Source organism: Streptomyces fuscichromogenes, from assembly GCF_014645815.1.
In the GTDB taxonomy this organism is placed as follows: domain Bacteria; phylum Actinomycetota; class Actinomycetes; order Streptomycetales; family Streptomycetaceae; genus Streptomyces; species Streptomyces fuscichromogenes.
The window spans coordinates 45,589-65,901 of sequence record NZ_BMML01000015.1 but is presented as its reverse complement, the minus strand read 5'-3'; the positions used below and the strand labels follow the sequence as shown (position 1 = coordinate 65,901).

Annotated in this window: 26 protein-coding genes; 13 read left to right on the top strand and 13 right to left on the bottom strand. The window is 70.8% G+C overall.

Translation table 11 applies throughout. The features are described from left to right. Positions 1-166: 166 nt before the first annotated feature. The 4 genes from IEZ11_RS29445 to IEZ11_RS29430 are packed head-to-tail and all read left to right on the top strand — an operon-like array spanning position 167 to position 3,853. Positions 167-1,111, top strand: a complete 945-nt coding sequence (locus tag IEZ11_RS29445; RefSeq protein ID WP_189265952.1) for an ABC transporter ATP-binding protein — start codon at positions 167-169, stop codon at positions 1,109-1,111. Next, positions 1,108-1,929 carry an ABC transporter permease gene (locus IEZ11_RS29440; RefSeq protein WP_189265951.1) on the top strand — a complete coding sequence of 274 codons (822 nt, stop codon included), beginning with the start codon at positions 1,108-1,110 and terminating at the stop codon, positions 1,927-1,929. The genes IEZ11_RS29445 and IEZ11_RS29440 overlap by 4 nt, the downstream gene beginning before the upstream one ends. A 34-nt stretch (positions 1,930-1,963) precedes the next feature. Further along, positions 1,964-3,181, top strand: coding sequence for a sensor histidine kinase (locus tag IEZ11_RS29435; RefSeq protein WP_189265950.1), 1,218 nt, complete (start codon positions 1,964-1,966; stop codon positions 3,179-3,181). Positions 3,182-3,184: 3 nt separating this feature from the next. After that, on the top strand, positions 3,185-3,853 hold the full coding sequence (locus IEZ11_RS29430) for a response regulator (RefSeq protein ID WP_189265949.1): 669 nt from the start codon (positions 3,185-3,187) through the stop codon (positions 3,851-3,853). A 13-nt stretch (positions 3,854-3,866) separates the two neighbouring features. Here IEZ11_RS29430 and IEZ11_RS29425 read toward each other — a convergent pair whose 3' ends face one another. Then, positions 3,867-4,343 (bottom strand): MarR family winged helix-turn-helix transcriptional regulator, encoded by a 477-nt coding sequence (locus IEZ11_RS29425; RefSeq protein WP_189265948.1) that lies wholly within the window; start codon positions 4,341-4,343, stop codon positions 3,867-3,869. A 41-nt stretch (positions 4,344-4,384) separates the two neighbouring features. On the opposite strand from IEZ11_RS29425, the gene IEZ11_RS29420 reads away from it, so the two are divergent. Then, complete coding sequence (locus IEZ11_RS29420) at positions 4,385-5,281, top strand: alpha/beta hydrolase (RefSeq protein ID WP_189265947.1); 897 nt, start codon at positions 4,385-4,387, stop codon at positions 5,279-5,281. Positions 5,282-5,288: 7 nt separating this feature from the next. Here the strand turns inward: IEZ11_RS29420 and IEZ11_RS29415 are convergent, their stop codons facing one another. From IEZ11_RS29415 to IEZ11_RS29385, 8 genes are all read right to left on the bottom strand, one after another. After that, entirely contained in the window at positions 5,289-5,552 is a 264-nt protein-coding gene (locus tag IEZ11_RS29415; RefSeq protein ID WP_189265946.1) for a DUF3099 domain-containing protein, read from the bottom strand. Positions 5,553-5,823: 271 nt separating this feature from the next. After that, positions 5,824-6,111: a DUF1416 domain-containing protein gene (locus tag IEZ11_RS29410; protein ID WP_003991226.1), complete on the bottom strand. Its 288-nt coding sequence runs from the start codon at positions 6,109-6,111 to the stop codon at positions 5,824-5,826. Positions 6,112-6,151: 40 nt separating this feature from the next. After that, positions 6,152-6,991 (bottom strand): sulfurtransferase, encoded by an 840-nt coding sequence (locus IEZ11_RS29405; RefSeq protein ID WP_189265945.1) that lies wholly within the window; start codon positions 6,989-6,991, stop codon positions 6,152-6,154. A 119-nt stretch (positions 6,992-7,110) separates the two neighbouring features. Further along, the gene (locus IEZ11_RS52540; protein ID WP_350751515.1) at positions 7,111-7,191 is read right to left on the bottom strand and encodes an Ms5788A family Cys-rich leader peptide; all 81 of its coding nucleotides are present in this window, start codon (positions 7,189-7,191) and stop codon (positions 7,111-7,113) included. A gap of 239 nt (positions 7,192-7,430) precedes the next feature. Next, entirely contained in the window at positions 7,431-8,168 is a 738-nt protein-coding gene (locus IEZ11_RS29400; RefSeq protein WP_189265944.1) for an LmeA family phospholipid-binding protein, read from the bottom strand. Between the two features lie 176 nt (positions 8,169-8,344). Continuing rightward, the gene (locus IEZ11_RS29395) at positions 8,345-9,421 is read right to left on the bottom strand and encodes a hypothetical protein (RefSeq protein WP_189265943.1); all 1,077 of its coding nucleotides are present in this window, start codon (positions 9,419-9,421) and stop codon (positions 8,345-8,347) included. Between the two features lie 9 nt (positions 9,422-9,430). Further along, on the bottom strand, positions 9,431-9,685 hold the full coding sequence (locus IEZ11_RS29390; RefSeq protein WP_189265942.1) for a MoaD/ThiS family protein: 255 nt from the start codon (positions 9,683-9,685) through the stop codon (positions 9,431-9,433). Positions 9,686-9,749: 64 nt separating this feature from the next. Next, positions 9,750-10,598, bottom strand: coding sequence for an alpha/beta hydrolase family protein (locus IEZ11_RS29385; RefSeq protein ID WP_189265941.1), 849 nt, complete (start codon positions 10,596-10,598; stop codon positions 9,750-9,752). A gap of 179 nt (positions 10,599-10,777) precedes the next feature. On the opposite strand from IEZ11_RS29385, the gene IEZ11_RS29380 reads away from it, so the two are divergent. From IEZ11_RS29380 to IEZ11_RS29355, 6 genes are all read left to right on the top strand, one after another. Continuing rightward, on the top strand, positions 10,778-11,557 hold the full coding sequence (locus IEZ11_RS29380; protein ID WP_189265940.1) for a response regulator transcription factor: 780 nt from the start codon (positions 10,778-10,780) through the stop codon (positions 11,555-11,557). A gap of 107 nt (positions 11,558-11,664) precedes the next feature. Continuing rightward, positions 11,665-12,687 (top strand): LacI family DNA-binding transcriptional regulator, encoded by a 1,023-nt coding sequence (locus IEZ11_RS29375; RefSeq protein WP_189265939.1) that lies wholly within the window; start codon positions 11,665-11,667, stop codon positions 12,685-12,687. A gap of 229 nt (positions 12,688-12,916) precedes the next feature. Beyond that, positions 12,917-14,035, top strand: a complete 1,119-nt coding sequence (locus tag IEZ11_RS29370; protein ID WP_189265938.1) for a S1C family serine protease — start codon at positions 12,917-12,919, stop codon at positions 14,033-14,035. A gap of 44 nt (positions 14,036-14,079) precedes the next feature. Next, positions 14,080-14,322: a hypothetical protein gene (locus IEZ11_RS29365; protein ID WP_189265937.1), complete on the top strand. Its 243-nt coding sequence runs from the start codon at positions 14,080-14,082 to the stop codon at positions 14,320-14,322. A 100-nt stretch (positions 14,323-14,422) separates the two neighbouring features. After that, entirely contained in the window at positions 14,423-15,157 is a 735-nt protein-coding gene (locus IEZ11_RS29360) for a response regulator transcription factor (RefSeq protein ID WP_189265936.1), read from the top strand. Beyond that, positions 15,154-16,575 (top strand): HAMP domain-containing sensor histidine kinase, encoded by a 1,422-nt coding sequence (locus tag IEZ11_RS29355; RefSeq protein WP_189265935.1) that lies wholly within the window; start codon positions 15,154-15,156, stop codon positions 16,573-16,575. The genes IEZ11_RS29360 and IEZ11_RS29355 overlap by 4 nt, the downstream gene beginning before the upstream one ends. On the opposite strand, the gene IEZ11_RS29350 is transcribed toward IEZ11_RS29355, so the two are convergent. The 4 genes from IEZ11_RS29350 to IEZ11_RS29335 form a co-directional block, all read right to left on the bottom strand. Continuing rightward, positions 16,550-16,909 carry a hypothetical protein gene (locus IEZ11_RS29350; RefSeq protein ID WP_189265934.1) on the bottom strand — a complete coding sequence of 120 codons (360 nt, stop codon included), beginning with the start codon at positions 16,907-16,909 and terminating at the stop codon, positions 16,550-16,552. The two genes, IEZ11_RS29355 and IEZ11_RS29350, sit on opposite strands and share 26 nt — an antisense overlap. Then, complete coding sequence (locus IEZ11_RS29345; protein ID WP_189265933.1) at positions 16,906-17,256, bottom strand: hypothetical protein; 351 nt, start codon at positions 17,254-17,256, stop codon at positions 16,906-16,908. Before IEZ11_RS29345 ends, IEZ11_RS29350 begins: the two co-directional genes overlap by 4 nt. Before the next feature lie 136 nt (positions 17,257-17,392). Further along, entirely contained in the window at positions 17,393-17,614 is a 222-nt protein-coding gene (locus IEZ11_RS29340) for a DUF397 domain-containing protein (RefSeq protein WP_189265932.1), read from the bottom strand. 163 nt (positions 17,615-17,777) lie between these two features. Then, positions 17,778-18,425: a Uma2 family endonuclease gene (locus IEZ11_RS29335; protein WP_229713424.1), complete on the bottom strand. Its 648-nt coding sequence runs from the start codon at positions 18,423-18,425 to the stop codon at positions 17,778-17,780. Positions 18,426-18,771: 346 nt separating this feature from the next. On the opposite strand from IEZ11_RS29335, the gene IEZ11_RS29330 reads away from it, so the two are divergent. Together IEZ11_RS29330 and IEZ11_RS29325 are read left to right on the top strand one after the other, a co-directional pair. Then, a complete protein-coding gene (locus IEZ11_RS29330; protein ID WP_189265930.1) occupies positions 18,772-19,515 on the top strand; it encodes a PH domain-containing protein in 744 nt (247 codons plus the stop codon). A 55-nt stretch (positions 19,516-19,570) separates the two neighbouring features. Continuing rightward, entirely contained in the window at positions 19,571-20,302 is a 732-nt protein-coding gene (locus IEZ11_RS29325) for a response regulator transcription factor (RefSeq protein WP_373294991.1), read from the top strand. The last annotated feature ends 11 nt before the right edge of the window (positions 20,303-20,313 follow it).

Here is a 20,313-nt window from a genome sequence, read left to right as displayed (position 1 = left end):
GTACATCGACGGATGTACGTCGCTCAGCCCGCGGATGCAGACGCGGGCGTCGGAACGTCGCTCCACGGGCTGTCGATTCGGGTGGGACCCGGTTCTAGCGTGATGCAGGTCCGGTCGCGAACGGACGCCCCCGACGACTTCCGTCTAGTTCCGACGAGGACTCTTCATGATCGAGGCCCACTCCCTCACCAAACGCTACGGTGAGCGCACCGCCGTGCAAGATCTCAGCTTCACTGTGCGGCCCGGCGCCGTCACCGGCTTCCTCGGGCCGAACGGGGCCGGCAAGTCCACCACGATGCGGATGCTTCTCGGTCTGGACACGCCGACCTCGGGCCGTGCCGTGGTCAACGGCAAGAGCTACGCCGACCATCGGGCGCCGCTGCACGAGGTGGGGGCGATGCTGGAGGCCCGCGCCATCCACACCGGGCGCAGTGCCCGCAACCACCTGCTGGCGCTCGCCGCCACCCATGGGATCTCGGTGCGCCGCGTGGACGAGGTGATCGACCTCGTCGGGCTGCGCGCGGTGGCGAAGAAGCGCGTCGGCGGCTTCTCGCTGGGCATGGGACAGCGGCTCGGCATCGCCAGCGCGCTCCTCGGCGACCCGGCCACGGTGATCCTCGACGAGCCGGTCAACGGCCTGGACCCCGAGGGCATCCTGTGGATCCGTAACCTGCTGAAGGGACTGGCCGCCGAGGGGCGTACGGTCCTGGTCTCCTCACACCTCATGTCGGAGATGGCGCTGACCGCCGAGCACCTGATCGTCATCGGACGCGGGCGACTGATCGCGGACACGTCGGTCGCGGAGTTCACGGCACGGGCCGCCGGGGACCAGGTGCGGGTACGCACCAAGGAGGCGGAGAAGCTGCGCGCACTGCTGGCGGGCCCGGACGTCACCGTCTCCTCCGAGGAGCCGGGGGTGCTGCTGGTGACGGGCATCACCAGCGAGTGGATCGGGCGGGTCGCGGCCGAGGAGGGCATCGCCCTGGCCGAACTGACGCCGCAGCAGGCGTCGTTGGAGGAGGCGTTCATGGAGCTGACCCGGGACGCCGTGGAGTACCAGGCACCCGCGGCGCAGGGCGTCGGCGCGGGAACGGAAGGGCGTGCGGCATGACGACGGTGACGGCGACGGTGATCCCCGAGGCGGAGCGCGGCGAGGTCACCCAGCTGAAGGTGATCCGCTCCGAGTGGATCAAGCTGCGGTCGCTGCGGTCCACGCTGTTCACCCTGCTGGCCGCGGTGGTCGCGATGGTCGGCCTGGGCTATCTGTTCAGCTACTTCACCGCCGACCGCTGGTCCCATCTGCCGCCGGGCGAGCGGCTGCACTTCGATCCGACGCTGACGAGTCTGCGCGGGTTCTTCCTGGCCCAGCTCGCCGTCGGCGTCCTGGGCGTCCTGGTGGTCAGCGGCGAGTACGCCACCGGGATGATCCGCGCCTCGCTGTCCGCGGTGCCGCGCCGACTGCCGGTGCTGTGGGCCAAGGCGCTGGTGTACGGGGTCGTCGCCTGGGTACTGATGACGGCCGCCGCGCTGATCGCCTTCCTCGTCGGGCAGGCCGCACTGTCCGGGCGGCATCTCGGGACCTCCCTGGGCGACCCGGGCGTGCTGCGCGCGGTGTTCGGTGCCGGTCTGTATCTGACGGGCGTGGGCCTGATCGGGGTGGGGCTGGGTGCCCTGATCCGCAACACCGCGGGCGGCATCGCCACCCTGTTCGGTGTGCTGCTGGTGGTTCCGGTCCTCGTCGAGGCGCTGCCGTCCTCCTGGTACGACGCGATCGACAAGTACCTGCCGAGCACGGCGGGGCAGGGGCTCGTCCACGTCCACGCCGAGCCGAATACGCTGGCGCCGTGGACCGGTTTCGCAGTCTTCTGCCTGTATGCGGTGATCGCGCTGGCCGGAGCGGCGGTGGCGCTCAGGCGGCGGGACGCCTGATGGCGGCCGCGACCGCCGGGGCCGGGGCGCGTCGATGACCTACGCCCTGCCCCAGGCCGTGCGCAGCCGGGCCCGGTCGTGGCGCGCCGTCGCCGACCGCGCCCGGCTGCGGCTGCGCGCACGGCTGTCGCCGCAGACGGTGGACGCGCTGTTCGCGGCGGCCGTCTGCGCGCTGCTGACGGGGGCGATGCACCGTGTCCTTCACCCCTTCCTGGGGCAACCGCTGCTGTTCAACGCGCTGCTGACGCTGCCGCTCGTATGGCGGCGACGGGCACCGCTCGGGGCGTTCCTGGCGATGTCGGCGGTCGCCTTCGTCCAGTGGTGCCTCAACCTGCGCACACCGACGGACATGACGCTGCTGATCGCGCTGTACACGGTGGCCGCCCACGCGTCGAAGCGGCACACCTGGCTCGCCGTCGGCGTCCTGGAGACCGGTGCGCTGCTCGCGTCGGTCCGCTGGTCGACGCCGGAGCGGGTCGTCGAGTCGTTCGTCGGGCTGTCCGCGATGGCGGTGGCCGCGTCCGTCATCGGCATGAACATGCGCAGCAGACGCGCCCATCTGGCCTTCCTGGAGGAACGGGCCGTACGGCTGGAGCGGGAACGCGACCAGCAGTCCCAGCTGGCGGTCGCCGGCGAACGCGCCCGTATCGCCCGGGAGATGCACGACATCGTCACGCACAACCTGTCGGTGATGGTGGCGCTCGCCGACGGCGCCGTCTTCGCCCAGGAGCTGCACCCGGAGCGGGCCACCGCCGCGATGCGGCAGGTGTCGACGACCGGCCGGCAGGCGATCACCGACATGCGGCGCTTCCTCGGCGTACTGCGCGCCGACGAGCCCGACGCGCTGCGCCACCCGATGCCGGGCATCGCCCAGCTGGAGCCGCTCGCCGACCAGGTCCGCGCGGCCGGGCTGCCCACCCGCCTCGACGTCTCGGGCGACCCCTCGGCCGTCCCCGTCCCGGCGCAGCTGACCGTCTACCGACTGGTCCAGGAGGCGCTCACGAACACCCTGAAGCACACCCCGCCGGGGACCCGGGCCGAGGTCCGGGTGCGCTGTGCCGCGCAGCACGTCACCGTGCGCATCACCGACGACGGTCCCGTGGCGGAACTGCCGGACCGTACCGGCGGACAGGGGCTGCACGGGATGCGGGAGCGGGCCGCGGTGTACGGCGGCGAGTTCGAGGCGGGGCCGCGCCACGACGGCGGCTGGCAGGTACGGGCCGTACTGGCCCTGTCCGGAAACGAAGCGTGAGCCATGACGATCAGAGTCCTCCTCGTCGACGACGAGCCGCTGCTGCGCATGGCGTTCTCCATGGTGCTGGAGGCGCAGGACGACATGGTGGCCGTCGGCGAGGCCGGTGACGGCGCCGAGGCCGTGCGTCTGACCGGTGAACTGCGGCCCGACGTGGTCCTGATGGACGTACGGATGCCGGGCGTGGACGGTATCGAGGCGACCGGGCGGATCGTGGCGCGGTACCCCGAGGCGAAGGTGCTGATCCTGACCACCTTCGACCTCGACGAGTACGCCTTCGCCGGACTGCGCGCCGGAGCCTCCGGCTTCCTGCTGAAGAACGCGCTGCCCGAGGAACTCCTGGCCGCGATCCGCTGCGTGGCCGCCGGCGACGCGGTGGTCGCACCCCGGATCACCCGGCTCCTGCTGGAGAACTTCGCCCACCGGCTCCCCACCGGGTCCGGCGACGGTGCGCTTGGGGACAACCGGCTGGACCGCATCACCGCCCGCGAACGCGAGGTACTCACCCAGGTGGGCCTGGGTCTGTCCAACTCGGAGATCGCCGAGACGCTCCATCTGGCCGAGGCGACGGTCAAGACGCACATCAGCCGCATCCTGCTCAAGCTGGAACTGCGGGACCGCGTCCAGGCGGTGGTCTTCGCGTACGAGACCCGGCTCGTCCGGCCCGGATGACCGGCAACCCGCGTCAGCCCGTCGGGGTGCCGATCTCGGCGCGTTCCAGTGCGGAGCGGAGCTTCGCGAAGGTCTGTGCGACGGCCGGCAGGGCCGACGCGCCGAAGGCGTCTCCGATCAGCTCGGTCAGCTGTTCGGCGACGGTGGCCTCCGCCGCGTCGACGAGGGCCGAGCCGTCGCCGGTCAGCGCGAGCAACGAGGAGCGGCGGTCGGCCGGGTTGGCCTGCCGGACGACCCAGCCCTGTCTCTCCAGGCGGTCGACGCTCTTGCTGGTGGCGCCGATACCGATGGCGAACCCGGCGGCGAGGTCCCCGACCCGGGAGCCCGGGTGGTCACGCAGGTGACGCAGGAACTCGAACTGCGAGGTGACGATGGCGTGCCGCTCGCGCAGACGGTCGTTCAGGGCGTTGTAGAGCCGCGTCTCGCACCGGACGAGGTCATGGAAGAAACCCAGCAGGTCGGCGCTGTCATCACCCGATTTATATGCCACGGCATATAGTGTAGCGGCATGCACTTGCGAGGGGAGCAGGGATGAGCAGGGAACAACGCGCGATGATCGACGCGAGGGCGCGACAGCCCCGGCCCGTGGGCGCTCCGTCGGTCGCGGACATCCGCGCCGGGTTCAGGGCCCTGATGGCCGAGATGATCGTCCCGGACGGGATCCGCACCTCGGCCGCGACGCTGGGCCCGCGCCCCGCGCTGTGCGTCGAGCCGGTCGAGGGGGAGCGCGCCGGGACGCTCCTGTACTTCCACGGCGGGGCCTATGTGTTCGGCTCCCCCGAGACCGCGCTGTCGCTGACGGGCAACCTCGTGGCCAGGACCGGCTTCAGGGCCTACTCGCTGGAGTACCGGCTCGCCCCCGAGCACCCGTTCCCGGCGGCGATCGAGGACACGGTGGGCGCGTACCGCGCGCTGCTCGACAGCGGCGCGGACCCCTCGTCCATCGCGTTCGCCGGGGACTCCGCGGGCGGCGGCCTCACCGTCACCACCTGCCTGGCCGCGCGCGACGCGGGGCTGCCGATGCCGGCGGCGATCGTGGCGTTCTCGCCCGGCCTGGACGCGACCCGTACCGGGGAGAGCATGGAGACGAAGGCCGGTATCGACCCGTACTTCACGCGGGAGTCGCTGGCCCACACCGGGAGGATGTACCGCGGGGGGCAGGACCCGCACCATCCCCTGCTCAGCCCGGCCGTCCTCGCCGACCTGGCCGGCTTCCCGCCGATGCTGCTCCAGGCCGGCACCAACGAGGTGCTCCTGGACGACTCCACGCGGATGGCCGCGCGGGCGAGGGCCGCCGGGGTGGACGTCGTCCTGGACATCACCGCCGACGTACCGCACGTGTTCCAGTCGTTCGCGGGTGTCCTCGACGAGGCCGACGAGGCGCTGGACCGCGCGGCCCTCTTCCTGACGCAGCGCGTCCGCGCCTAGCGGACGCCTAGGGCCTCGGAGGCTTCTTCCCGTCGAGCTCGTCCCACCACTCGTCGGACTTGGGATCGCCCGAGGGATCGTCCCACCAGCGGTCGTCGGGCCCCCGACGGTTCGCGACCATCGCGGCAACCGGCGGAATGACCATGGCCACCACACACATCCCCACGGCAGCGGGAACGGACCAGAGGCGTACGACTGCCCACGCCAGGACGAAGAGACCGATACAGATCCCCATCATGGCGAAGTACACGCGACGGCGCCTTGCCAGCATGCATCCAGGGTAGGCCGACCACGGCGAACCAGCGCGACACCCGAAGCACGAACAGACCCACCCGAGGCCCGACGGACGGAGTCCGGCGCAGCGACCCGAAGCCTGCGAAGCAGTGCGAGGGACGCATCAGGGAGCGGCCACGCGACGGCGCCTTGCCAGCACGCATCCAGGGTAGGCCGACCACGCCGAACCAGCGCGGTCCAGGTGTGGCGAAGGGCCGCGCCTCCGGGGTCTGGTCCGGGGGTGCGGCCCTTGGCCGGGTGTGCTGGGGTCAGACCGCGATCGCGACCTCGGCCAGGCCGCCCTGCTGGGCGACGACCGTGCGGTCGGCGGTGGCGCCGGGGACGAGGGCGCGGACGGTCCAGGTGCCCTCCGCCGCGTAGAAGCGGAACTGTCCGGTGGCGGAGGTGGGGACCTCCGCGGTGAACTCGCCGGTCGAGTCGAGCAGGCGGACGTAGCCGACCACGGGCTCGCCGTCCTTCGTCACCTGCCCCTGGATCGTGGTCTCACCGGGCTTGATCGTCGAGGCGTCCGGGCCGCCGGCCTTCGCTCCACACATGCTGATACTCCAGAGGTCTTGAACGGTCGGTCTGAGGGTCTTACTTGTTGGCGCCGAGCTCGATCGGGACGCCGACGAGGCTGCCGTACTCGGTCCAGGAGCCGTCGTAGTTCTTGACGTTCTCGACACCGAGCAGCTCGTGCAGGACGAACCAGGTCAGGGCCGAGCGCTCGCCGATCCGGCAGTACGCGATGGTGTCCTTGGCGAGGTCGACCTGCTCGTCGGCGTAGAGCTCCTTGAGCTCGTCGTCCGACTTGAAGGTGCCGTCGTCGTTGGCGTTCTTCGACCACGGGATGTTGCGGGCCGAGGGCACGTGGCCGGGGCGCTGGGACTGCTCCTGCGGCAGGTGGGCCGGGGCGAGCAGCTTGCCGGAGAACTCGTCGGGGGAACGCACGTCGACGAGGTTCTGCGAGCCGATGGCCGCCACGACGTCGTCGCGGAAGGCGCGGATCGCGGTGTTCTGCGGCTTGGCGGTGTAGGTGGTCCCGGTGCGGTCGGGGACCTCCTCGACCAGCTCGCGGGCGTCCAGCTCCCACTTCTTGCGGCCGCCGTCGAGGAGCTTGACGTTCTCGTGGCCGTAGAGCTTGAAGTACCAGTAGGCGTAGGACGCGAACCAGTTGTTGTTGCCGCCGTAGAGGATCACCAGCGTGTCGTTGGCGATGCCCTTCGCCGACAGGAGCTTCTCGAAGCCCTCCTGGTCGATGAAGTCGCGGCGGACCGGGTCCTGGAGGTCCTTGGTCCAGTCGATGCGGATCGCGTTGCGGATGTGGTTCTTCTCGTAGGCGGACGTGTCCTCGTCCACCTCCACGATCGCGATCTCGGGGTTGTCCAGGTTGTCCTGGACCCAGTCGGCGTCGACCAGGACGTCGCTGCGGCTCATGCTCTTTCTCCTCCGGGGCAGTTGCGGCGGGGCGTGCGAGTGCGGGTGGGTGCGCGGCGGGGCGCACGGATGCCCTCGACGAGGAGGGCGGGGGGATGCGGAGGCAGGGGCCTCCGCCGTCAGAAGGGGCGACAGAGCATGGCGGCGACGCGGCACAGGTCTACTGCCCGCCGCTTCGTGAGATCCGCCTGACGCTTCATGGGCTCGATCGTAGGGACGGATAAGCGGGCATGTCACCGGCATGTCGTATGGTGAGACGCGATCGTCCGAATTGTGGGACGGGAGGGCGGCCAGGGGCGTGATCCCGGGGCGGCCGGGCGCCTGTATCGGTCATCACATCTACTGTACGGACGCGACCGTCTCGCGTGCTGGAACGGCGCCGGACCCCGCCGTGCCGATTCCGCCGTGCCGCTCCGTGCCGCTTCCGCCGTGCCGCTTCCTACCCGGCCAGCTTGACGCCGGAACCCTTCACCGCGATCTCCACACCGTCCTTCGCGGCCTCCACCTTGTCCAGCTTGATGCCGCCGGGGAGCTGGTCGATCGCCTGCTGGAAGTCGGAGGCCTGCCGGAAACGGTCCTCCGCGAGGCTGACACCGGCGAGCTTGGGCAGGTTGTCGGCGTGCACCTGCACGGTGTTGTCCTTGACGGTGACCGTGCTGAGGACGTTCACCTTCTGGCGGGCGCTGACGCCGGGGATCCTGACGTCGACGGTGACCTTGATCTTGCCGTTGCCGCCGTCACCGAGGCCGACGACCTGGCCGGTGACGCCGAGGCCGAGGTCGGCGGGCGCCGCCTGGGCGTTCTTCAGCAGTTCGGCGTAGGAGATGAGCGCGGTGCCGGTCGCGGTCCGCGCGGTGGCGGAACCGTAGTCGCCGGTGAAGGTGACGCCCTTCATGTCGGCGTTCAGGTCCTGGATGCGGATGGTCCTGCCCGTGGTGCCGGTGGTGGCGTCGTAGTCCTTGATGCCGACCTTCACGTCGTCGAGGGTGCCGCTCGCGACCTGGGTGAGGAACGGGAAGCCCTCGATGGAGACGTCGGGGGTGCTCGCGAGGTTCTCCGTCGTCTTCAGCTTGCCGGCGGCCTCGCCCTCGGCGAAGTGCACGGCGACACGGTCGACGATCACGAAGAGGACGCCGAGGACGACGACGGTGATCAGGAGTATTCGCAGGGCGCGCATGTGTATGGGTCCCCCGGGGTCGGCAAAGCACTTCGTTCCCGCCACGCTAACCCAGCGGGAGCAGGCCGACGTGGGCCGAACGGGATTGTCGAGCAGCTTTGACTGCTCCCCTTCCCCCGGGTGACCGCCCAACCCGCCGCGAACCGGCTGTCCAGGTCAGGTCAGGTCAGGTCAGGTCAGTGGAGGATCCAGATCACCGGGGCCGCCGCCGCCAGGGGCAGGGCCACGCCCGCTGTGAAGTGGACGAACCTCGACGGGTAGTCGTAGCTCGCCGCCCGGTGGCCGACCAGGGCGCAGGCCCCCGCCGCCGCTCCGATCAGCGCACCCTTCGTGCCCAGCCCCGTCATGCCGCCCACCGCGATGCCCGCGCCGGCCGCGGCCAGCAGGGACACCGCCACCGACGCCGGGGTCGGCAGCGGCAGCGCCCTCGCCAGGACCGCCACCGCGACCGCGGCCGCGCCGACCGACACCGCGTCGGGGTCCGCGCCCAGGTAGCCCGTCGCGATGATCGCCAGCGCGGAGGAGGCGACCGTGGCCATCAGGCCGTACATACGGGTGTCGGGGTCCGCGTGCGAGCGGAGCTGGAGGACGAGGGTGAGGAGGACCCAGATGCCCAGGGGGCCGAGGATCGCCGCCGGGGCCTGGTCGCGGCCCGCCACCAGTACCGCCACGTCCGCCGTGACCCCGCCCAGGAAGGCCAGGGCGATGCCCTGCCGGGCCGGCCACATGCCGTTCAGCCGGAACCAGCCCGCCGCCGTCACGGCCTGGAGGATCACCAGGGGGACGACCAGGGCGTACGAGGAGACCGGCGCCGCCACCGCCAGCAGCAGGCCCAGCGCCGCCGTGAGCAGCGCCGGCTGCATGCCCGGCTCGATGATCGGCGAGCGGCCCTCCAGGCGGGCCCGCTGGGCGTCCGTGATCCGCGCGTTGCCGGAGAGGGTCGCGGGACCGAAGCCCTGGGCGGCGGGCTCAGCGGAGGCGGGGGTGGGGGCAGGGGTCTGGGGCTGCTGCGGCGGCGCGGGGGGCGCCTGCTGCTGCTCGGCGACGTACGGCCGCTCGTACGACTGCGGCGGCAGCTGGTACCCCGGCTCCGCGGCCGGCACCGACGCGTGCGTCTGCGTCTCCCAGGTCTGCCCCTGCCACTGCTGCGTGGCGTACTGCTGGTCGTCGTACCCCCACTGCGGCTGGGCCGGGGGCTGCTGCTGGTACGGGTCGTAGCCCTCGTACGGCTGCTCGTACGGCTGGTTGGTCATCGCTCTCGCTCACCCTCCTGCGAACGGCGGGAGCACCTCGACCGTGCCGCCCTCGGCCAGCCGTACCGTCTCATGTTCGCGCGTGCCCACGGGGTCACCGTCGACGAGGAAGGAGCATCGCCGCAGGACGCGCGCCAGTTCCCCGGGGTGTCGCACGCGTACCTCGGCCAGCGCCTCGGCGAGGGTGTCCGCGTGGTACGGCTCCTCGGCGGTACCGGCCGCGGCCTTCGCGGCGGCCCAGTAGCGCACCGTGACCTTGGGCATCAGTTTCCTCAGGAGAAGAACGACAAGAACAGTCGGTCGGCTGTGTTTCTGTGTACAGGTCAGGCTAGCCCGCCCGGGACACCGCCCAGACGCCGATCCTGGCCAGCAGCCGGTCGTCCGCCGCGTGCTCGGCGTGGCCCATGCCCGGCTCCAGCCAGAGCTCGGCCGCCTCGCCCGCCGCGTCGGCCAGCATCCGGGGGTGGTCGACCGGGAAGTAGCCGTCGCTGTCGCCGTGCACGATCAGCAGCGGGGTCGGGGCGATCCGCGGCACCGCCTCCACCGGGGAGAGCGGCACCGGGTCCCAGTCGCGGTGGTGGATCCGGGTGCGGAAGCCGTAGCGGCCGACGAGGCGGCCCTCCGGCCTGGTGACCAGCCAGTGCAGGCGGCGCATGGGGGCGGTGCCCCGGTAGTACCAGCGGGCGGGGGACGACACGGAGACCACGGCGTCCGCCGCGGCGTCCGATCCGGCGTTCAGCGCCGCGTGCCGCAGCACCACCGAGCCGCCCATCGAGAACCCGACGGTGACGACGCGCGGGTGGCCGAGGGCCCGCGCCCAGGCCACCGCCGCCGCCAGGTCGAGGACCTCGCGGTCGCCGACGGTGGTGCGGCCGGCGGACCGGCCGTGGCCGCGGAAGGAGAAGCTGACCACCGGCGCGTAATCCGTGAGGGCCGCCACCACCCGTCGCACATGTGGCCGATCCACATCGCCGGTGAAACCGTGGGCGAGAACGAACACCAGGTCACGGGAAGGTGGCCGGGAGCCGTCGTATACGACGGAGGCGGGATCGTATACGGAATCAATGGAAACGCCGTCGTCCGTGCACAGAAACGTCCGCATAGAGCCGTTTCTGCTCGTCTCATATGCCGGACGAACGGCGGAACGTGCCACGCGACCTGCCGGACCGATGCTCATGTGGGCTATTCTGCTGGGCAGAGGACTCGGGCAGCGCCGCCACCGGGTCCTTTTGTGCTTTCGGAAGGGCTGTATACGAAGCGGGAAACTCCAGGTGACCGCGGATGTACAGAACATCGGGAGCGCAGCGCAGTGTCATTGCACACAGTCCTCGCAGGGACCGAGGAGGAACCAGACATATGAGTTCTCTGCTGCTCCTGACCAACGCCCTCCAGCCGTCGACGGAGGTGCTGCCGGCCCTCGGCCTGCTCCTGCACAACGTGCGGGTCGCCCCGGCCGAGGGGCCCGCACTCGTCGACACCCCGGGCGCCGACGTCATCCTGATCGACGGCCGTCGCGACCTCCCGCAGGTCCGCAGCCTCTGCCAGCTGCTCCGCTCGACGGGCCCCGGCTGTCCGCTCATCCTGGTCGTCACCGAGGGCGGGCTCGCCGCCGTCACCGCCGACTGGGGCATCGACGACGTACTCCTCGACACCGCGGGCCCGGCCGAGGTCGAGGCGCGGCTCCGCCTCGCCATGGGCCGCCAGCAGATCGTCGCCGACGACTCCCCCATGGAGATCCGCAACGGCGACCTGTCGGTCGACGAGGCGACGTACAGCGCGAAACTGAAGGGCCGGGTCCTCGACCTCACCTTCAAGGAGTTCGAGCTGCTCAAGTACCTCGCCCAGCACCCCGGCCGGGTGTTCACCCGTGCACAGCTGCTCCAGGAGGTCTGGGGGTACGACTACTTCGGCGGCACCCGGACCGTCGACGTGCACGTACGGCGACTGCGCGCCAAGCTCGGCGTGGAGCACGAGTCCCTGATCGGAACCGTCCGGAACGTCGGTTATCGATTCGTTACGCCCGAGAAGGGCGACCGGCTCGGCGACGAGGCCAGGGCCAAGGCAGAGCTCGCAAAGGCGGACGATGCGGACGCATCGGCGGCCCTGGACGCGGTCGAGGTGCCGACGGAGGCGTAGTCGTCGTCCGGGCGAGGCATGGCCATCGCCCGGACGGGGCATTGCTTCCGCAAGCGAAGCTTCGATACGCCCTGCCCAGAGCGGGTCCATCCGCGTAGACTCCGCGCGTGGCCAAGGTGACTCGGGACGATGTGGCGCGGCTGGCGGGGACTTCCACCGCCGTTGTCAGCTATGTCATCAACAACGGACCCCGGCCGGTCGCCCCGGCCACGCGCGAGCGTGTCCTCGCGGCGATCAAGGAGCTGGGGTACCGCCCCGACCGGGTCGCCCAGGCGATGGCTTCCCGGCGCACGGACCTGATAGGCCTGATCATCCCGGACGCCCGTCAGCCGTTCTTCGGCGAGATGGCGCACGCGGTCGAGCAGGCCGCGTCCGAGCGCGGGAAAATGGTGCTGGTCGGCAACACCGACTATGTCGCGGAGCGCGAGGTCCACTATCTGCGCGCGTTCCTCGGGATGCGGGTCTCGGGGCTCATCCTCGTCTCCCACGCGTTGAACGACCTGGCCGCCGCGGAGATCGAGGCCTGGGACGCCCGGGTGGTGCTGCTGCACGAGCGGCCCGAGGCGATCGACGACGTCGCGGTGGTGACCGACGACCTCGGCGGCGCCCAGGTCGCCGTCCGCCACCTGCTGGAGCACGGCTACGACTACGTGGCCTGCATGGGCGGCACCGCGGACACCCCGGCCGTCGGCGACCCGGTCTCCGACCACGTCGAGGGCTGGCGGCGGGCCATGGCCGAGGCGGACCTGCCGACCGAGGGCCGGCTGTTCGAGGCGCCGTACAACCGGTACGACGCGTACAAGGTCGCCCTGGAGATCCTCGCCGGTCCGCGGCGCCCCCCGGCGATCTTCTGCTCCACCGACGACCAGGCGATCGGCGTGCTGCGGGCCGCCCGCGAGCTGCGTCTGGACGTGCCCGGGGAGCTGGCGGTGGCCGGCTTCGACGACATCAAGGAGGCGGCGCTGGCGGATCCCCCGCTGACGACGGTCGCCTCCGACCGGCCCGCGATGGCACGGGCGGCGGTGGACCTCGTCCTCGACGACGGTCTGCGGGTGGCGGGGTCGAGGAGGGAGCGCCTGAAGACGTTTCCTTCGCGGCTGGTGGTGCGTGGGTCCTGCGGGTGCGGGTAGTGCCTGAAAGAGGGGGCTGCGGTGAGCGCCCCGTCAGGGGCGCGGGGAACTGCGCGAGCAACCCCCCACCGGCCCGCACCCGGAAATCCACAGCAAAGCCTTGATGAACGGCTCATGAGAACCCCGGCCGACCTGCGAGAAGCTTCCTTATATCGGGCAAACGCGCTTCTCGCGGCCTTCTCAGCGGGCACTCAGGGAGCTCTCATGGTCGCGGGACAAGCTATTTGTCATGACCGAGAGCTTCCGCCGCAGCGGCGAGTACGAGAACCCGCAGGGTCCCCAGGGTGACGCCTACCAGGGCGCGTACCCCCAGCAGCAGCACGCCTCCTCCCCCGTCAACCCGGAGTGGCCGCCGCCCCCCACCCACCAGCCGCTGCAGCAGACGGCGACCGTCGGCCCCGACGCCGCCGCCGGCGCCGAGCACCCGGCGGAGCACCCCGAGCACTCGGTCCACGCCAAGCAGAAGCGCACCCGGGGCCCGATAGCCCTGCTCGCCGCGGTCGCGATCGTCGCGGCGGCGGTCGGCGGCGGCACCGCGTACGCCTTCCAGGAGCTGACCGGCAAGACCCAGGTCGTCTCCAGCAGCACCACCACCAACGTGGTGCCCTCCAGCAAGAAGGGGGACGTCGCCACGATCGCCGCCGCCGTCAGCCCGAGCGTCGTCGAGGTCAACGCGACCCTCAGCAACGGCACCTCCACCGGTTCCGGGATCATCCTCACCAGCGACGGCGAGATCATCACCAACAACCACGTGATCTCCGGCGCCCAGTCGATCAAGGTCTCCACCAGCAACGGCAAGTCGTACACCGCCAAGGTCGTCGGCACCGACAGCTCCAAGGACCTCGCCCTCCTCAAGCTCGAAGGCGCGAGCGGCCTCAGCAAGGCCACCCTCGGCAACTCCGACGGCGTCCAGGTCGGTGACTCGGTCGTGGCGATCGGCTCCCCCGAGGGCCTGACCGGCACCGTCACCAGCGGCATCGTCTCCGCGCTCAACCGGGACGTGACCGTCTCCACCGACGAGAGCCAGAGCCAGCAGAGCCAGGGCAGCGGCGGCGACGGCCAGTGGCCGTTCTCCTTCGGCGGCCAGCAGTTCAACGGCGACACCGGGTCGTCGACGACGACGTACAAGGCCATCCAGACCGACGCCTCGTTGAACCCCGGCAACTCCGGCGGCGCGCTGATCGACGCCGGCGGCGACATCATCGGCATCAACTCGGCGATGTACAGCGCCAGTTCCGACTCCTCCTCGTCCTCCTCGGACGCGGGCAGCGTCGGCCTCGGCTTCGCCATCCCGATCAACACCGTCAAGTCCGACCTGGCCAAGCTGCGGGCGGGCTCCACCAGCTGATCCACCCGGCTGATCCACCCGGTACCAGAGCAAGGGAGTACGTCATGATCAAGCAGGTTTCGCACTCGACGGCCGCCGACAGCCCGGCCGGTTTCAGCCTGGCCCTTGCCGTGGCGTACGAGCTCCACGCACCGACGCAGGCGCAGGCGGCGGAAGCCGCGGTGGCCCCGGCCCCGCGCGCCCCGGAGGTCGCGCCGGCCCCGCAGCTGATGGGGCTGCGCACCTCCGCGGCCCGGCCGCACCAGCGCAAGGTGCCGCTGAGCCGCATGACCCTGGTACGCGGCTAGGGCGTTCGCCCCACCAGCGTGCATACCCGACAGCCCGGAAACATGCGAGGCTGAGAGGCGTCCCGACCAAGCCCCACCGCACCCCGAGGAACCGCGAGCGATGAGCCCCGCCGATGGCGACCGTGAACCCCAGCGCATCCTGATCGTCGACGACGAGCCGGCCGTACGCGAAGCCCTTCAGCGCAGCCTCGCCTTCGAGGGGTACGAGACCGAGGTCGCGGTCGACGGAGCGGACGCGCTGGAGAAGGCGACCGCCTACAAGCCGGACCTGATCGTCCTCGACATCCAGATGCCCCGCATGGACGGCATGACCGCGGCCCGCCGCATCCGCGGCGCGGGCGACACGACGCCCATCCTGATGCTGACGGCCCGCGACACGGTCGGCGACCGCGTCACCGGCCTCGACGCCGGGGCGGACGACTACCTGGTCAAGCCCTTCGAACTCGACGAACTCTTCGCCCGTATCCGGGCCCTGCTGCGCCGCAGCTCCTACGCGGCCTCGCTCTCCGACGGCGCCCAGGAGGACGAGGCCCTGACCTTCGCCGACCTGCGCATGGACCTCGCGACCCGCGAGGTCACCCGGTCCGGCCGCCAGGTCGAGCTGACCCGCACCGAGTTCACCCTCCTCGAGATGTTCATGGCGCACCCGCGCCAGGTCCTCACCCGCGAGCAGATCCTGAAGGCCGTCTGGGGCTTCGACTTCGAGCCGTCCTCCAACTCGCTCGACGTCTACGTCATGTACCTCCGCCGCAAGACCGAGGCCGGCGGCGAGCCGCGCCTCGTCCACACCGTGCGCGGCGTCGGGTACGTCCTGCGCCAGGGCGGCGCCGAGTGAACAGGCTCACCACCCGCTTCCGCACCCTCCCGATCCGCGCCCGGCTGTCGATGCTGGTCGCGGCGGCGGTGGCGTTCGCGGTGGCGGCGGTCTCGGTGACGTGCTGGTTCATCGTGCAGGGGAAACTGTACGAGCAGCTTGAGAGCGACCTGCAGAAGGTACGGGGGCCGGCGAACATGGTCGCCCAGAACGCCCTCATCGACTGCACCAGCACGGTTCAGGACACCAGCGGCCTGCGGATCAGCTACGGCCAGGTGGTCAAGACGGACGGCTCGTTCTGTCTCACTCACGACGCCACGGGCGTGATCAAGGTCAGTCAGGCCGAGAAAGCGCTCATCAAGGCCGGGAACACCGACACTTTCTACTTCAGCAACGGCACCGACGCGGACGGCAACGCGCTGCGCGTGATGACCCAGGTGTTCGCCACCAACAGCGGCTCCTACGTCGGGCTGGTCACCGCCGTCCCCCTGAAGAGCACCCAGGACACCCTCAAGGACCTCGCGCTGATCCTCCTCCTGGTTTCCGGCATCGGAGTCGTCGGTGCCGGAGCCGCCGGCCTCGCCGTCGCCCGTGCCGGTCTGCGCCCCGTCGACAAACTCACCGAGGCCGTCGAGCACGTCGCCCGTACCGAGGACCTGAGCGTCCGCATCCCGGTCGAGGAGCAGTCGGACGACGAGATCGCCCGCCTCTCCCGCTCCTTCAACAGCATGACCACGTCCCTGGCGAACTCCCGGGAGCTCCAGCAACAGCTCATCGCGGACGCCGGCCACGAACTCCGCACCCCCCTGACCTCGCTGCGCACGAACATCGAACTCCTCACCCGCAGCGAGGAGACCGGCCGCCCCATCCCCCCTGCCGACCGCAAGGCGCTGCTCGCCTCGGTCAAGGCGCAGATGACGGAGCTGGCGTCACTGATCGGCGACCTCCAGGAGCTGTCCCGCTCGGAGGGGCAGCGCGGTGAGCGCGTGCAGATCGTGGCCCTTCAGGACACGGTCGAGGCGGCCCTGCGCCGCGCCCGGCTGCGCGGCCCGGAGCTGACGATCACGGCGGACGTCCAGCCGTGGTTCGTCCGCGCCGAGCCCTCCGCGCTGGAGCGGGCGATCGTCAACATCCTCGACAACGCGGTGAAGTTCAGCCCCGAGGGCGGCAAGATCGACGTCGCCCTGGACCGCGGCGTCCTCACCGTCCGCGACCACGGCCCCGGCATCCCCGAGGACGAACTCCCCCACGTCTTCGACCGCTTCTGGCGCTCCCCGAGCGCACGGGCGCTGCCCGGCTCCGGCCTCGGCCTGTCCATCGTGGCCCGTACGGTCCAGCAGGCCGGCGGCGACGTCACCCTGGCCCGCGCCGACGGCGGCGGCACGGTGGCGACCGTACGGCTGCCGGGGGCGCCTACGGCTCCGCCGGAAGCCCCGTAAGCGGGTTGCCTTCCTGCCAGAAGAGCTCTTCCACCACGATCTGCGGATCTTCGGCCCGGCGGACGAAGGTGTACTTCAGCCAGCCGTACCCGTCATCGAAGAAGCACATGTGGCGGCCCCTGGGATCAGTGGACTGGTCCGGTCTGACCCTCATACCGTCAGGAAGTCCGGCATCAGTGTCGATACCTCGGAAATACGGGTTCTTCGCGGCGACCAGTTCGCCGCGAACGGCTAGGACGATCTCACGCATGTCGTCAGGAAGTGCCTCGAAACCCGCGAGGGCGTCGATCCGCCAGTCCATCTGCCACGGCGGCCCCATGAAGCCATCAGTCACTCGCCGGGCTCCAGTTCTCGAACCCGGTAATGAATCTTCGCCGCCTCTTCAAGGAGGGCCTTGGCTTCGACGATGTCGGTGCACTCGTACGCGGCTCGATGTTCGAGATCGCGTACGTGCGCGTGCAACCTGGGGTCACGTGCGATGGCGTACGCCCCCCACCACCGGGCCATGAACGCAGGCACAGGACCGACGTCGTAAGCATCGGCGATCGCCCACTGCCAATGCTCTTCGAAGTCAGGGAGCAGCTCGGGCGTGTGCTCGGCGATAGCTGCCCGCAGAGCATCCGGCGTCCGCTCCGGCATCGGCGGGATGACCTGGTCGTTCTCCGTGGCGTGAGCGGTCATGACCGATGCCCTCCTTCGGCGCTTCAGGTCTACGACCATAGCCGCCTCGCACTCCGTGGATCGGTCGTTCGTGTCGTGGTCACGGGATCCAGCGTGTAGGCGGCGCCGCCTCGAACATCAGCCCTTCGGGCATATGTCACCCGAACGTGCGCCGACCGGCCTCTCCCTTGACCCCGGCCACGAACCCGGACCAGGACCCGGCCGAGAAGACGAGCGGGCAGGGCGCCGGGAGCTTGCCGTCCCGGACGGGGACTGTGCCGGGGTGGCCGTCGGCGACCTCGACGCAGTTGTCGGCTCCCCCGTCGCTGTAGCTCGACTTGCGCCACACGGCGGTGCTGAGGTCGGGGGCGCGGGTCATGATCCGTGCTCCTCACCAGCAGGTCACGGCTCAGGTAGCTCTTGTTGTCGTACCCGGTGTCCTCGGCCAGTTGCCCCAGCGACTTCCCGGCCTTGTCCCGCAGCACACAACAGCCTGGATCCCTTCCTCGCTGTCGGCAGACACCCTCCTGCCGGCCGTGGAGTCACCCGCGCTTCGGACCCGTGATCGCCTCCCCGATCACGAAACCCTTGGCGGGACCTTCGGGGACGGTGACCTCGGTGCCGTAGGGGACACGGTGGATGTCCTCCCAGTCGGCCTTGTCGGGGCGCGGACCGGTGAAGAGGGTGACGGCGCCCTCACCGTCGTGGTCGTCGATGATCACGTACACGGGGATGCCGGCGCGGGCGTACTCCCGGCGCTTGCGGACGCGGTCGCGGTCCTGGTTGCGTGTTCCGGGGGAAACCACTTCCACGACGAGATGGACAGCCGAGGCCTCCACCCCCAGCCCGTCCTCGTCGGCATACGGCTCCAGGTCCTCGGGAGCGACGAATGCGTCCGGGATCCACCCCTTGCGCTTGTGGATGACGTTGGTGTCCTGGTGGCACGCATGCTCGCCACCGTCCAGGAACCTGTCCAGCGCCCGCCGAAGGCGGTTCGTGATCTGGGCGTGGGTCAGACGACCGGTGGGCGACACCTCGATGGCTCCCTCGATGATCTCAGCGCGGTAGCCGTCGGGGAGTTCCATGGCCTTCCATGCCTGCCACAGGACCTCGTCCAGGTCAGGTACGTTCACGATTGCAGCCGAAGCCTCGGACATGGTCTTGGGCCTCTCATGTGCGAGAGCGGTCAAGGCGGCACCTCCTCGTCAAGTGTGGGCTGGGCACGCCTGCGGCACAAGCAACGCGATCACGGTAGGTAACCGGCCACGGCCAACCAGCGGATTCGACTCCAGGCCACCCGTTCGAGCGAAGGCGGAACGGTCCGCCACCGCCCACCCCGGCCGGTCTCGGACACCCCCGTCCCGTCGGCGGCGGGCTCCGGCCCCGACCGCGGCCCACCACCGCGCAGCCGCCCCAACGGCAGGTCAGGGACCGGCTCGGCAGCCGGAGGGCCACCGCCTCCTGACGCCTCGGTAAGTGGTCTTATCCTCTCCCCAGTCGCGCATCCGTTCGGTGCGCCAGGGGAGGGTGCGGGGTATGGACGAGGGTGGAGTCGAGCGGGAGTACCGGAAACGGCGGAAGCTGCCGTGGTCGTATCTCGCGCTGCTGGGGGTGGTGGCGGCGAACGCGCTCATCCAGACCGCCCGGGTGTCCGGTGACCGGCTCGGCGGCGGTGACGCGAACCGGTGGGGGCCACCGGTCGTCGGGGGGCTGCTGCTCGTGACGATGGCGCGGATCGTGCTGGAGCAGTACCGGGCGTACACGAGGGTCACCTCCGCCGGGATCACCGCGCAGGGACCGCTGCGGGCCCGTACCTGGGCCTGGTCCGAGGTGTACGACATCCGGGTCGAGCCGGTCCCGCGCGGCTCCGGACGGATGGCGCCCCAGTGGCTCACCTACCTGTACGACGTCCAGGGCCGCCGCTTCCTGCTCCCGCACCTCAACGACTGGCAGCTGGACGACCCCTACGCCGAGGTCGCGGAGCTGTGCCTGGCCGCCGCCCCGCACCGCAGCCTCACCTGGGAGCGCCGCCCGGACGTCGAGGAGCGGATCCTGCGCGGGGCCGTGCGGCGCAGGGCGTGGATGTGGGGTGCCTACGCGGCCATCGCGACGGTCTTCGTGATGATCGTGGTCTCCATGGCGCTGGTGATCGCGGGGTGGGCGGACCACGTCTTCCTGCTGATCGTGTGCGTGCCTCTGGCCGTGGGCGGTGTCCTCGCCGGCGTGCTCCAGTGGTACTGGGGCATCCGGCCGCCGCGCTCCGCCGCCCGGCAGCCGTAGCCCATCCACATCCCTCGCCCAGCCCCGTCACAGCCCTTGGTCACACTTTTGTCAGATGGCTGAGATGGCTCAGATGGCGAGGAAGATCCTGCTGGCCGACGACGACGCGGCCGTGCGGGACGGGATCGGCCGGCTGCTCAGGTTCGAGGGGTACGAGACGCTCCTCGCCGACGACGGCAGAGTGGCCCTCGATCTTCTCGGGGCTCCGGAGAGCGCGCCCGACCTGGTACTGATGGACGTGGAGATGCCGGGCCTGGACGGGCTGGCCGCCACCCGGCGGATCCGGGCCTCCGGGTCCACCGTGCCGATTCTGATGATCACCGGGCGGAACGCGGTCGGGGACCGCATCGTCGCCCTCGACAACGGCGCGGACGGGTACCTGGCCAAGCCGTTCGCCGCCGAGGAACTCCTCGCCCGGGTGCGGGCGCTGCTGCGGCGCAGTCCGCGGCGGGAGCCGGAGCGGGCGCCGGGCGGGGAGGGGTTCGTCGGGTACGAGGACGTCTCGATGGACCTGCGGAGCCGGACCGTGCGCCGCGGGGACCGGGCCCTGGACCTGACCAGGACCGAGTACGCGCTGCTGGAGCTGCTGCTGCGGAATCCGGGGCGGGTGCTGAGCCGGGACCGGATCCTGCGGGAGGTGTGGGGCTTCGAGTTCGCGCCCGCCTCCAACACGCTGGACGTCTACGTCATGTACCTGCGACGGAAACTGGAGAGCCGCGGCGAACCGCGGCTCATCCACACCGTGCGCGGGATGGGGTACACCCTGCGGACGGCTCCTACCACCTGAACCAACGCCTG